The 13228-nt window shown below is 68.3% G+C and carries 11 protein-coding genes; 7 read left to right on the top strand and 4 right to left on the bottom strand.

Annotated features, from left to right (window positions below; translation table 11 throughout):
- Positions 1–5: 5 nt before the first annotated feature.
- A complete protein-coding gene (locus OHA55_RS16420; RefSeq protein WP_266710713.1) occupies positions 6–1097 on the top strand; it encodes a glycosyltransferase family 4 protein in 1092 nt (363 codons plus the stop codon).
- A gap of 82 nt (positions 1098–1179) precedes the next feature.
- Entirely contained in the window at positions 1180–2238 is a 1059-nt protein-coding gene (locus OHA55_RS16415) for a serine hydrolase (protein ID WP_266706972.1), read from the top strand.
- A 207-nt stretch (positions 2239–2445) separates the two neighbouring features.
- Here the strand turns inward: OHA55_RS16415 and OHA55_RS16410 are convergent, their stop codons facing one another.
- Positions 2446–3405: a hypothetical protein gene (locus OHA55_RS16410; RefSeq protein WP_266706970.1), complete on the bottom strand. Its 960-nt coding sequence runs from the start codon at positions 3403–3405 to the stop codon at positions 2446–2448.
- A 510-nt stretch (positions 3406–3915) separates the two neighbouring features.
- On the opposite strand from OHA55_RS16410, the gene OHA55_RS16405 reads away from it, so the two are divergent.
- Complete coding sequence (locus OHA55_RS16405) at positions 3916–4551, top strand: NYN domain-containing protein (protein WP_266706968.1); 636 nt, start codon at positions 3916–3918, stop codon at positions 4549–4551.
- Between the two features lie 492 nt (positions 4552–5043).
- On the opposite strand, the gene OHA55_RS16400 is transcribed toward OHA55_RS16405, so the two are convergent.
- A complete protein-coding gene (locus tag OHA55_RS16400; protein ID WP_266706966.1) occupies positions 5044–6351 on the bottom strand; it encodes an MFS transporter in 1308 nt (435 codons plus the stop codon).
- Positions 6352–6407: 56 nt separating this feature from the next.
- Between OHA55_RS16400 and OHA55_RS16395 the strand changes: the two genes are divergently transcribed.
- Positions 6408–7424 (top strand): helix-turn-helix transcriptional regulator, encoded by a 1017-nt coding sequence (locus OHA55_RS16395; protein ID WP_266706964.1) that lies wholly within the window; start codon positions 6408–6410, stop codon positions 7422–7424.
- 676 nt (positions 7425–8100) lie between these two features.
- A complete protein-coding gene (locus OHA55_RS16390) occupies positions 8101–9192 on the top strand; it encodes a tyrosine-type recombinase/integrase (RefSeq protein ID WP_266706962.1) in 1092 nt (363 codons plus the stop codon).
- A gap of 397 nt (positions 9193–9589) precedes the next feature.
- Here the strand turns inward: OHA55_RS16390 and OHA55_RS16385 are convergent, their stop codons facing one another.
- Entirely contained in the window at positions 9590–10174 is a 585-nt protein-coding gene (locus OHA55_RS16385) for a flavoprotein (protein WP_266706960.1), read from the bottom strand.
- Positions 10171–11439, bottom strand: coding sequence for a helix-turn-helix domain-containing protein (locus tag OHA55_RS16380; protein ID WP_266706958.1), 1269 nt, complete (start codon positions 11437–11439; stop codon positions 10171–10173). Before OHA55_RS16380 ends, OHA55_RS16385 begins: the two co-directional genes overlap by 4 nt.
- 178 nt (positions 11440–11617) lie before the next feature.
- Between OHA55_RS16380 and OHA55_RS16375 the strand changes: the two genes are divergently transcribed.
- Both OHA55_RS16375 and OHA55_RS16370 read left to right on the top strand, forming a co-directional pair.
- On the top strand, positions 11618–12052 hold the full coding sequence (locus OHA55_RS16375) for an ATP-binding protein (protein WP_266706956.1): 435 nt from the start codon (positions 11618–11620) through the stop codon (positions 12050–12052).
- Positions 12053–12129: 77 nt separating this feature from the next.
- Complete coding sequence (locus OHA55_RS16370) at positions 12130–12879, top strand: SDR family NAD(P)-dependent oxidoreductase (protein ID WP_266706954.1); 750 nt, start codon at positions 12130–12132, stop codon at positions 12877–12879.
- Positions 12880–13228: the final 349 nt, after the last annotated feature.

The raw sequence follows: 13228 nt of genomic DNA, 5'->3' as shown, positions 1-13228 counted from the left end.
ACCCCATGGTCGCCACAGCCCTCGACCTGCCCGCCGGCAGCCCCGGCGGAAGCGTCGAACTCTTCCTGGACCTCTACACCGGCAACCGCCCCGGCATCCCGGCCCAAGCCTTCATGCTCGCCCCCGAAGGCGCCCGTCCGCATCACCGGCCCGGACTGGAGCTGCTGTCCGTACGGGGAAAGTGCCTGGACGGCCCCGCCTTCGGCAGATACGTGGCCGAACTCCGTACGGCCCTCCGGCAGGCGATCGACCCGTCCTTGATCGACATCCTGCACCTGCAACACCTCGCCTTCAGAGCGACCCCGGCCCTGATACGTGCCCTGCCGGCCCACGCGAGGATCGCCCTGGTCCACGGCACCGACCTGCTCTTCGCCGAAGGCCACCGCGACCAGCTCCGTGTCCTGCGCGAGACGGCGCGGGAATCCGACGCGATCGTGGTCCCCACCCACGCGATGGCCGACCGCCTCCTCAAGCTGGCCCCGAAGATCGACCGCCGGAAGATCGTCCACATCCCTTGGGGGATCCCCGACCACCTCATCACCAGCCCGCCCGCACGAACGACGAGCACCCCGACGAGCCACCTGCGCCTCCTATACGCCGGTCGGCTCACGCCCGAGAAGGGCGGCGAATCCCTCATCAGAAGCCTCGCCCCCGCGCAGGGGATCGAGCTGAGCATCGCCGCGCCGCAGAGCGAGTACCAGGCGCTGGCACCCCTGTTCCGGCGAGCCGGCATTCGAGCCCGCTACCTCGGCTGGCTCCGCCGACCACAGCTGTGGAAAACCTTCGCGGACCACGACCTCCTCGTCATGCCGTCCACCACCCTGGAGGCCATGGGCCTGGTCGCCCTCGAAGCCCAGGCGTGCGGACTCCCCGTCCTCTACCAGCCCGTGCCCGGGCTGAACGAGGCGCTCGGCGCCTCCGCGGCACCCACCGACTTCGGCCGGCCCGGAGCCGTAGCCCGAGATCTCCAGCGCATGCGCACCTCCAGCAGCGTGTTGCCCGCGCTGCGGGCGGCAGGTCTCGCCAACGCCCGCCGGTACCCGCTCTCCGCCACCCAAGCCGCTCTCCACGCGCTCGGCCGCCAAGTGCTCAGCTAGGACGCCGCGTCGAACCATCGGCGGCTGCGGCGGCGTCCCTACCCTGGGCACCGGAGACCCCACGGCCACGAAAAGGGAGACCATGATCGACCGCATTCAAGCCCTGCTGGACGAGGGCGTCCGGAACAAGGTCTACCCCGGTGCGGTCTGGGCCGTGGGAGACTCCACCGGCACCCTCGCCAGCGGCGCCACGGGCGTCCTCGACCCGGACGAACCAGAACACCGGATGCGCCTGGACACCGTCTTCGACGCCGCCAGCCTCACCAAGATCCTCGCCGTCTGGTCCTCGATCGGGGCTCTGTGGGAGGACGGCCGCCTCGATCTGGACGCCCGGCTGGGTACGTACTGGCCCGAGGTCACGGAGTACGAACTCGGGCAGGTCACCGCACGGCAGTTGCTGACCCACACCGCAGGCGTCCCCCTCCGGGCCCAGCTAAAGGCCCAGTACGGCACGGACCACGCCGACATCCGCAGAGGCGTACTGCGCGAACCACTGCACCGGCCACCGGGCGAAGCCGTCGAGTACACCGACCGCGCCGCCCTGATCCTCGGCTTCCTCGCCGAACACCTCTCGGGCATGCCGCTGGACCAACTCGCCACCGAACGGACCTGGCGCCCCCTCGGCATGAACACCACCCGCTTCGGCCCGCTGCCTGCCGAACTCGTCGCCCGCAGCGCCCCCACCGAACTTGAGCAGGACACCGACACTCATCTGAAGGGCGTCGCCCACGACTTCTCCGCCCGGCTACTGGGCGGGGTCTGCGGCATCGCCGGCGCCTTCACCGTCCTGGATGACTTGGCGGGCTTCCTCCGCCACATGCTGGACCCTGCGACATCTGGCCCCGCTGTCGGCTTCAGCCCCGTCTGGACCACCCAGTCGCTCACCATCCAGACCGGCGGCCATGAACCCGCCCGCGGCCTGTTCTGGCACCCGGCACCCGGCACGGTGGACAGCGACGATGTGTGGGTTCATTACGGGTTCACCGGCACAGGCATGTGGATTTCCCCCGCCGCCAGCCGTTGGGCCGTCCTTCTGACCAACAAGCTGTACTTCACGCGCGACCGGTACCCATTGGTCGAAGTCCGCGACGCCTTCCGCGAGCTGGCATTCACCGCGATCGAGGCGTTCTCCTGGGATTAGCCCCAATGCGGGGAACGTCGCGTCATGGCTGATCAGAGAGCGCCCGCGCTCCTGCCTTCGGCCCGCTCGGCGCAGCCGCCGACGCCCGCCCGCTGTGTAGGCCCGTGGGGCATCGTGGCTGCCTGCAAGAGGATGCCTCCGGCAGGGGCGCTCAAGACTCCGGTATGGGAGCTGGGGTTGGAAGTGATTCAACAAGGCCGACGGGCCTCAGCGTATGGCGGGCGCGACCCTACGAGTCCTAGGGATGGACCGATACACGGCGAAAGGAATCAAAGAAAATCCGGGGTGCTGAGGGAGATCGATAAACCCAATCCTCCCCAAGCTACGCATCTGCGAGTTCATAACCTCCGCAAAAGCACCACGACTCATAACTCCGCTTTCCTTCATGAAGTTCTGATCGGGCAGATCTTTCTCCTCCGTCCCATAGCTCCCGATGCTCCCCATGAGCGTCAATTCCTGAGGCTCTGCACCATAGCGGGCGAGAAGAATGTCAGCTTCACTGTCGAGGTATTGCCTCCCCTCCTGAAGGCGCGCACTAATCAGCACATCCTTCGCCGGAGTCAAGTTGATGTGAAGCCCGGGACTAAATACTCCTCTTGAGACCTGGACGAAAGAACGCAGGGTGGTTCTATCGATGCCGTCGATTGAGGGAAACTCCGGGATCTGATCTTCTAGCTCTGCGGAGGCCGAGGCCGAGGCGGCCTTGGATGGACGAGATTGCCCACCCGCACCACCCTTGGCCTGCCCCTGCTTCCCTCTCGTCGGCACAGCAGGTGCGCCACCGGGAGAAAAGCCCAACCCGGCCAGTCCTGCGTTCACGGAAGCGAACGCAGAAAAAGCGGCAGCAACATAGCGCGCATCGAAAAATGACCCCGTTGCCGTAACCCTGACGAGAGAGCCCGGGGGAAAGGAATTCTTGATATCGCCACGATTCCACTTGTCAATATCGGAAACTTCCAGCGAAATATCACTAAGCACCCCTTCCGACTCTAGAGCATCCTCAAGCATCGGAAAAAGAGCATCACCAAGCGACTTGTTCGTATACTCCTCACCAGAGGAGCCTTGAAAATGCTGCGCCGCCACACGCGGGCCCACAGTCGTCCTTTTTTCTGTGCGTTCGGTCAGCCGTGATTCCTCTGCGACTCCACCGTCCAACTGGGCAAGCATTGCACGCACTTTATCGGTGTCAACGTAGAGAAATTCTCGGAGAATCACAGGGCCCCTCCAGCAGTGGATGGCTGCCAGGGTATGTGTCGAGCCATGCCGTGCGCGCGGTTTCGGGACATTCTGACCGCTGCGCAGGCGGGACGGCACACTGCATAGGCCGACAGACCAAGCATCAAGCGTAACGAGGGCCCTCTCCCAAACGATCTGAGGCGGGCCCTCCCTGGGTGGTCCAGTGATGGCCTGCTCGATCAGCACCATCCCAGCAGCGGCGCGATGCAGTTCAGGGGGCATCGCACCACGCGCACCAGCAGCAAGCCTGACGCCGGAGCGTGTCCCTTCTGTATGCGCCTACGGGGACCCCGAGGTGCGCTCCCTGGCCACACCAGCCCCTCCCACCCCCCAGCTGTCGAGCATGTTGCTAGAGCGGGCCGGGCCGTGTACCTTTGCTTCATTGCTCCCCGCCCTCCTTTGGGATTGGCGGGGCTTTTTTTATCTCGGGGGAGGTATGTAGTGGAGGAGTCTCTTACATCGGCGTCTAGGGGGCCGCTACCTGCCCCGCCTCTCGAACGTGTTGCAGTCTTCATCGACTATCAGAATGTCCACCTTTCGGCGCGCGAGGCCTTCCTGCCCTGGGGTTCACCTACCAAAGAGGGCCACATCGATCCATGCGCGTTCGCACGAGCGCTCGTGGCCAAGCGGAAGAGACCTTCGCGTCTCCTGAGCGTCCGCGTCTACCGGGGCCGGCCTGACCCACGAAACGAGCCCAATGCCGCCGCCGCGAACGACCGTCAGGCGGCCGTCTGGGAACGCGATGGGGCGATCGTCTGTCGTAGACCACTGCGCTACCCGCACGACTGGCCCGACCTTCCCGCACGCGAGAAAGGCATCGACGTGCAGTTGGCCTGTGACGTGATCACGGAGGCCATGACGCATCAAGTTGACGCCGTGATCATCGCGAGCCGGGACACAGACCTCATGCCAGCTCTTGAGATTGTGCGCTCCCGCCGACTCGCCCACGTGGAGACAGCTAGCTGGGAGAACGCGTCCAGGATCCGCTTCCCTGGAGAGCGCGCCCCTTGGTGCCACCGGATGGACGAGACCGCCTACGAGTCAATCCGCGACCGCAGGGACTACTCGAAGGGCTGAGTCCTCGGTGAGCGAGCGCGTCGAAACCGCGTCCTGGAAGCGGAACGACTCTCGGCCTGGATCGTCGCACCGCCCACCCCTGTGCCCCATCCGTGCCCAGCGGAGCGGACAATAGCGGTCAGGTGCGGCCCCCAGAGCGCCTAGCAATGCATCCCGACCCATGCGAAAGCGCAGGTCAGGGCGACTTCAACGGTTCGGAAACCACTGATTCCCAAGCTCAGAGCGCGAGTTCGATTCTCGTCACCCGCTCCATGCAAAAGCCCCAGGCCAGCGGCCAGGGGCTTTCTGTCTGGACCCCTCGGCGGGCGCGAGAGGTTCACGGCGATCCTCGGTGGCTGGGAGACATGGATGGCCCGCCGCAACCCCGCGATCACGACCACCCTCCTCGGCCTGAAGTACGCCGGCGCCGCCATCGGCCGCCTGACGACCTGAGCGCCGGTGCCGGGGCTGCCCGGCGGCCATGCCGCGCGTGCCCCGCCCGCGGGGACCGGCTCACCGGGCCTCCCGGAGTTCTCGTACCGCCCAGCGAGCGGTTGCGGGGAGGGCGAGTGCCGCGCCGGCGAAGAGGGTGGCCAGAGCCGCCCAGCCCACGATGCCGTGCGGGAGGACGAACGCGGTCAGCAGGCCGGGGCCCAGTGCCTGGCTCACAGAGATCCCGGTCTGGTAGATGCCCTGGTACGTGCCCTGCGCGTGATCGGGTGCCAGGTCGTAGGAGAGGGTCCAGCTGCCCGCCTGCGAGACGACCTCGCCGAGGGTGAGCAGGACGACGGCGGCCACGAGAACCACCGTGGCCGTGAACGGTGAGCGGTCGGCGGAGCACGCGACGGCGAGACAGGCAGCCGCGACCAGGAGGCCGCCACGCCGGAATGCGCGCGCGGCCCGGACCGGGCAGGTGACACCGCGGGCAGCCCGGACCTGAAGGGCGACGACAAGGGCGGTGTTGATGACGAGGAGCCAGCCCACCATGGCCTGCGGCGCACTGGTACGGGTGAGGAGCCACAGCGGCAGCCCCACTTCGAGAACGACGTAGAGGGTGTTCACGATCGCGTTGAGCGCGGTGACGGCGAGATAGGGCACGTCGCGAAGCGGGTGAGACACGTGGCGACCGGACTCAAGTACGGGGGCGCCTCGCCGGGTTGTTGCTGCCCGGGCTGTCCGGGGCGGCTGCGCGGGTGCCGGACGGGTCGGCGCGGGAATCGCGCGCAGCGGAATCAGCGCGAGGAGGAACGCGGCGGCACTCAGGCAGACCGCCCCCCGGTACGCCGCATCGGTGTCGAAGACGATGACGACCGATCCGAGGGCGGCGCCCGCTCCGATGCCCACGTTGTTGACCGCCCGCAGCAGCGCCAGGGCACGGGTGCGCAGGTCAGGAGGGAGGACGTGCGCGTACAGGGCGCCGCGCGCAGCGGCGTTGGCGCGGCTGCCGGCCGTGGCCAGGCAGGCCAGGGCAAGGAAGACTGGGAAGGAATCGGCGACGGCGTACAGCGCGATCGCGGCTGCCTGCAGGAGATGCAGGCAGGTCAGGACGCTTTTCGCGTTCCAGCGATCGCACGCGCGGCCGGCGGGGAGGGCGGCGACGATCCCGCACAGTCCCGCCACCGTCAGCGCCAGCCCGACCCGCTCGACGGAATACCCCAGTCCCCGGGTGAACCACAGGGTGCTGATGGTCAGGAAAAGCCCGTTGCCGACGGCGTTGACCGACAGCAACGCGGCGAGCCCGCGCACGGTCGGGTCGCCGCTCAGCCGGGGAGTCGGGGCGGGAGTGGCCGGGATCGGCGCCGAGGTGGTCTTGGTGGTCATGGCCGCCAGCACACCTTCGGCCTGGTGCACGCGGAATGGATTTACCCTGATACTTAATGATTCGTTTCCGTCTCGGCGTGGCCGACCTCGCGGCGACCTCGTTCGCGTACTCGCCGTTGCAGGAGACCGTTCTCAGCCTGCGCATGTGGAATGGCCACGCGCGGCGCTTCCCGGCGCTGCGCGAGACCTTCAACGGCCTCCGCCCGGCCTTCGAACGCCTCGACCACGTCCTGCTGACCTCGCTGGTGGCCCGCCGCCGGTACTGGGTCCCCGATTTCCTCACCCCCCGGCCGCACACCTCGGCACCCGACGTCCGCCGTGAGTTCGACGCGCTGCGCGCCACCGACCCGGCCGTGGTGCGGGCGGGCCTGGAGCAGACGTTCCTGCCGCTGGGCGAGCCGGTCCCGGCCAGACTGGCCGACGCCTGGGGGGACCCGGCCCGCCTGCTCACCGACATCGCCGACGCCCTGGAGGAGTACTGGGTGGAGTGTCTGCGGCCCGTCTGGTGGCCCAGGGCCAAGGCCGTGCTGGAGGCCGACATCGCGTACCGCTCGCGCGTCCTGGCCGAAGGCGGCGCGGACGCCCTGTTCGCCGGAATCAGCTCACGACTGTCCTGGGCGGAGGACATGCTCACCATCGAACGCAGTGGTCCGTGGCCCTCTCCACCGACCGAGATCCCGATCGACGGACGCCGCCTGCTGCTGACCCCCAGTTGCTTCGCGGACGGCGTCTCCACCATGCTCAACTCCCAGGCGCTGCCGCACATCGCCTACGGCACACGCGGCCTGGCCACCCTCACCGAACACCCCGAGCCGCCCGCCCCCCAGGCCCTGGAACGGCTCCTGGGCTCTCCCCGTGCGCGCCTGCTGACCCTCCTGGCCGAGCCTGCCTCCACCACGGAGCTCGCCCATCGTCTCGGCGTCACCCCCGCCGCCATCAGCCAACACCTGTCCGTCCTCCGAGCAGCCCACCTCCTGGAGCGAACCCGCCACGGGCGCCACGTCCGCTACCGGCACAGCGCGCTCGGCTCAGCCCTGTGCGAACCCCATCCCGCCCACGGCTCCGATGACTGAGCACCGATCCTCGGGTCCCGATCCCCTCCGGCCGCCATGCCCCTCGCCGCCACACCGCAGGCCGTGCCACAACGTGCCAGTAGCGGCGGTGAACAGCGGTCAACAAAGGGAGGCAGAGAGCCGTCGGAACGAGACGCTCAGAGGGCGTTCCTGCAGGTCAGACTCTAAAGTAGCGCTCAAGCGCCGAGTGATTCCCAAGCTCAGAGCGCGAGTTCGATTCTCGTCACCCGCTCCACGAAGAAGGCCCAGGTCAATGACCGGGGCCTTTCTTGTTATCTAGACCAGTTGATGGGTGGCGTGCCCTTCGCACGCCCCGAGTCGCACGATTCCCCCACGGCGGCGACCAGGGCTCGCCTCGCAACCGTTGCGCCAATCCGTTGGACCAGACAGTTGCCGCAGACCGCCCGGCAGCAGCCACTCCGGCCACCTCGCAGCAACAGCCTCCACACAGCGACGGCGTTGATCAGCCCACCCGTTACCGCTCGTAGGCCCACGCGCGACCGGTTAACTACAGGAGCTTCTTCCCCTCTGGCACCTCTGGTTCTGGAGGGGATCGTCATGTTCCTGGAAGGTATCCGAGGGTTTGCAAGGCATATCAGTCACATCTGGCACGTCGACAACCGTGTATCGCGCAGAGAGGGCGATCTCGCCGTCTGATGGCTCTGTCTCTTGGGTCGTGGTCGATCACAGCACCTATGAGCTGCACCGGGAGGCTTCGTCGTACATCGACTCGCTCCGGGCCCGCAGCTTGTCGTGGAACACGGAGCGTCTCTACGCCAGCCGGTCGGCCCTCTACTTGACAGCGAGCGCAGCTTCGGGCATCGACTGGTCCCGCCCCTCGCTCGGACAGCTTGCCCGCTTCATGCGGTGGCTGGTGCAGGAGCCGCTCCCATCGAGACGGCGCGACGGCGGCGGTAAAGTGCGCTTCCGCTCCGAGAAGACGGCGAACGCGGTGGTGACCACTGTGTGCGAACTGCTGCGGTTCGGCGCCCGCTACGGCTGGGTCCCCCAGGACGTGGCCAACCAGCTGACTCAGCAGAAGTACCTCGCCCATCTTCCGCCTGGCTACAACGCCGGCGAGGACGGACAGTTTCGGACCGTGCGGGCCCGCGAGCTGAAGTTCGTCGTGGCCGACGATGGCATCGACTGGCTGACTTTCGAGGACGTCGAGCGACTGCTCGCCGTCACGGTGCATGCCCGGGACCGGTTCTTGGTGGCGCTGCTGTGGTGCACAGCCCTGCGCATCGGGGAGGCCCTGGGCCTCCGCCGGGAGGACATGCATTTCCTGTCGGACTCCCGCACCCTGGGGTGCCAGGTGGAGGGTCCTCACATCCACGTCCGACGGCGGGTCAACGAGAACGGAGCCTGGGCGAAGTCGCGGCACCCCCGATCGGTGCCGGTGACCTGGGAGCTGGCCGCCCTGTACGCGGAGTATGTCTACGAGCGCGAGCAGGCCCCCGAGGCGGTTGACGGTGACATGGTGTTCGTCAACCTCTTTCGCGGCGTCCTGGGCCGGGGCATGAGCTACTCCACGGCCAAGGACCTCTTTGACCGGCTGGCCAGGAGGGCTGGGTTGACTGCCCGGCCTCACATGGTTCGGCACGGGGCAGCGACAGCCTGGATCAGGGGAGGACAGCCCCGAGACGTGGTCCAGAAGCTCCTGGGCCACCAGTCACAGTCCTCGATGGTGCCGTACATCCACGCCAGTGAGGCCGATAAACGCGCCGCTGTGGAGAACGTCGGAGCCGGCCGAGGCGGTGCTGCATGACCACGGCAGTACCGATCCGGCAGACGGCGCTCACTTCAATCACCCGTGTCGACGAAGACGCCTGGATGGCGTGGCTGAAGCGGGAACACCTCGAGCCCTGGCGCCTGCAGGAGTGGGACAGCGAGAACTGGCTGTTTCGCGGCGACTTGCTCAACGACGCGACGTGCGCGTGGCCATGCTCCGTGGTGACCTGTGGCATCGGGATCACCACCCGAAACGGGCTCTGTATGACGTGCCGCGGAGCCCACAGGCAGAGCGGGCTGGGCCAGGACGAGTTCGTCACCACGCATGTGGCGGCTGCGGCCAGGAGAGCACCGATGCGGGCCTATGCCTGCTCCGTCACTGGCGGCGAGCACGCCTGCCCGCGGGCAGCCACCGTGCGCGGTTTGTGCGCGGCTCACGCGGACTCATGGAAGCGCCACGCTCGCCGCGGAACAGCAACGTCCCGTGCTGAATGGGCACGCAATGCCTCCCAGCGAAAACGGTCTGCCCCGCCACCCGCCTTGGGCCGGTGGGGTTCGTAGGAACCGATCAGGATGCCCATCGCACGCAGCTTCCGCAGGCTCTCGGCGTACGCGGGATGGGCAGCCTGGGCCGAGTTCACGTACGGCAGGGCCGCGGTCGGTGTACCGAGGCCGTACGACTCGCAGAGGATGCCGAGCGCCAGGGTGTCGGAGATGCCGGCCGCCCACTTGTTGATCGTGTTGAACGTCGCCGGGACGACGGCGATCGCGTCCGGGGCCGGCAGCGGCTGGGGAGCACTGGGGGAACGCCATGCCGAGCGAATCGGGTACCCGGTCTGCGCCTCGACCGCTTCCGCGTCGATGAAGGTCAGGCCCTGCGGGGTGGCGACGACGCCCACGCCCCAACCGGCTTCCCGGGCCGCACCGATCAGCCGGCCGACACCATCAGCGATGCCCGACCCGCACACGACAATGCAGAGAAAGGGCTTCTTGGCCTGCTGGTCGGGCTGCTCACTCACGCGGGTACTCCCAGTCGACGGCTGAACAGGTGCAGTTCGGGCAGCGTACGGCGACGGTCGCGGGCGGCCATGTCCGCGACCAGCTCCCGGATGGCCGGGCGGCGGACGTCCTGGGCCGCGCAGCTCTCGGCGATGCGGAGCGCCTGGTAGCCCTGGTCGAGCCGGCCCTGCTGGCTGTACGCGCGGGCCGTCTCGACCCAGAGAGCAGCCCGTCGCTCGGGGGCGGGAATGTGCCGTCGCATGAGCGGGCGCGCGGCCTCCAGGGCAAGCCCGGCGTCACCGAAGGCCACCGCGGCGCTCACGCCGTGGAGGCTGACGTTCGTCGGGCTGAAGTTGGCCCAGGCGTCGGAGTGGTCGAGCGTGACGAAACGAGAGACCTCCTTGGCCTCCGTGAGGAAGTCGCGGGTTGCCGAGCGGTCGCCCGCGCTGCTCGCGGCGGTAACGCCACGCAGCAGAAGCAGGCCGAGCGCGGCCAGGTAGCGCGGGGGCCGCTGGTCGTAGGCGCCGGTGAGCTGGTCGGCAGTGTGCCGGACCAGGGTGATGGCTTGGGACGTGTGCTTCTCGCGGGCGAGCAGGTGTGCGTGGACGCGAACGCTGGAAGCCAGGACGACCGGGTCACCGCTGCGTTCCGCCTCGGCCATCGCGCGGCCCACCGCCAGCCACGCGTTGCCCTGGTCGCCGAGTTTGAGCAGCAGGCTGGCGGAGGTCTGGTAGGCAGTGGCCAGCAGAGCTGTCGCCTCGTCCGAACCAGTCGCCGCGTGACGGAGATCCGTGATCAGAGCGGGGAGAGTTCGCTCCAGATCCGTGTAGTCGCAGGCGTAGAGAAGACGACGAACGCCCGAAACGCGTTTGCCGAGTTGGGAGAGGTCTTGCGTCTCGCCCCCTGCCGGAGGGAACGGCCCGGGGAGGAGTGCGTGCACAAGCGCGCCGTAGCCGTGGGACGAGGAAGGCGGCGACGCGAGCGTGGCCAAGCTGGTGGCGAGGAACGTACGGCGATGCATGTCATCTGTCTCGGCGTGGGAGTCGCTGGAATCGGGGAGGTCGGCCAGGCCGACGGAGGATAAGGGATACCCGATACCCAACTCCCGTGCGATGGAACGCAATACCTGGGGGTCCTCGGTGCCCTTCCCCTGTTCAAGTCGGCTCACCTTCGACTGGTGATAGCCGAGCGCGGCAGCAACGTCCGTCTGGGACCGCTTGGAGAGCACGCGCGCTCTGCGGAGCACCTCGCCGAGCCGTCTCGCCTCGTCGTGCGCATCGGCCATCTGTGCCACGGCCCCTTTCGCCGCGCCCGATCCTGCCTTCTCAACCGAGCGTAAGTCACCGCACACTTGGCGGTCATGCAGCTTCTGCATAAGCCATGCGGAGCGGGCAGCCGGGCAATCCCGCTCACCGCCCCGGACGGTTCTCTGGTCAGGCCGCACTCGACCGGGAGGCACTCCTGTGGAACCGCTTCGCTTCAGCTTTTCCGTAGCCGGCACGCCGTACGCCGTCACGGACTCCAGACACCGGGTCGTCGCGGGGGTTCGTGACTGGCGGCTGGATGGCGCCGACGAGGTGCTGGAGGACGTGGCGCTGGTGACCAGCGAGCTGCTGACCAACGCCGTGCGTCATGCCGGATACGGCCCCATCTCGGTGGCCGCGGAGCTGAACGACGGCTTGGTGCGGATCGAGGTCTGCGACTCCAGTCCCGTACTTCCGAAGGCCGGCCTGCCCGGTGCGGATGACGAGAACGGGCGCGGGCTGCCCATACGGATCAGGTGCCGGCGCCTGCCGTTCCAGATCGGTGACCTGGGGCAAAGGGGCGGATGTTGGGCATGTGGGAGCGGATCGGGGCTCCATCATCCGGGTGAGGAGCCTGCGGCACCTGCCCGTTGACGCCAAAGACCGGCGGTCGTACCGTCGCCGGGCAGAGATATGACCATCGTTCATAAACCAGCACATGGGGTGGGGTCGTGGGGCAGCGCAGGGTCGTGGTGTCGGGTGGCGGTACGGGGATCGGGCGGGCGGTGGCCGAGGTCTTCGCGGCGGACGGCGACCACGTCGTCCTCATCGGGCGGCGCGAGGAGCCCCTGGAGAAGGCCGCCGGAGAGCTCGACGCCGCGCATGGCGCGGGAACGGCCTCCTGGGTCGCCGCCGATCTGAGCGATCCCGGCCAGGCCCGCAGAGCCGTGGAGTTCTGCACCGCGGGCGGCGCGCAGGTCGACGTCATCGTCGCCAACGCCGGCGGCAACGTCGCACCGGCCCACGACGGCACCCTCGAAGGCGTCGCGGACAGCTTCCGCCGCAACTTCGAGGCCAACGTGCTCACCGCCGTGCTGCTCACCGAAGGGTTGCTGCCGCACCTCACCCGGCCCGGCGGCCGGATCATCCAGATGTCGTCCATCGCCGCGCTGCGCGGCCCCGGTTCGTACGGCGGCTCCAAGGCCACCGTCAACGCCTACACCGTCGACCTGGCGCAGAAGCTCGGCCCGCAGGGCATCACCGTGAACGCGGTCGCTCCAGGCTTTGTCGCCGACACCGAGTTCTTCGGCGACCGGGCCACGCCCGAGTTCGTCGCCGCCCGGGCCAAGCAGTCACTGACGGGCCAGGCGGGCCGTCCCTCGGACATCGCCGCCGCAGTGCACTATGTGGCGTCGCCTGAAGCGGCGTTCATGACGGCGCAGATCGTGCATGTGAACGGGGGAGCAACGCTGGGACGGTGATAGTCCGTCATTGATGTGTAGACGTCCCGCGCGCGACCGGCCCGACTCCACACTCGTTGCGCCGGCATGGGGATCTCTCCCAGAAGGCCCGCGGGCAGGAGTCGTACGAGGACCGCCGCGAGGCGGCCTGATCCACCCTCCACATGAAGGAGCCGAACCGGGGCCGTTCGTGGAGGAGGACTACACCGCGCCGCCGGGTGGCACGGTCCGGCCATGCGGATGATCGACGTGGTGGCGGCTGCGGTCGCCGGCAGTTGTCTTGGTCGACGGCATCCCGCCCGTCGCGGGCCGCCGAGGCCACCCCCGCCGCCGGCCCGAGGCCCCGCTCGGCGACAAGGACTACGAGTCC

The sequence above is a fragment of the Streptomyces sp. NBC_00102 genome (assembly GCF_026343115.1).
Classification (GTDB): domain Bacteria; phylum Actinomycetota; class Actinomycetes; order Streptomycetales; family Streptomycetaceae; genus Streptomyces.
This window is presented reverse-complemented; position numbering and strand designations above follow the sequence as displayed.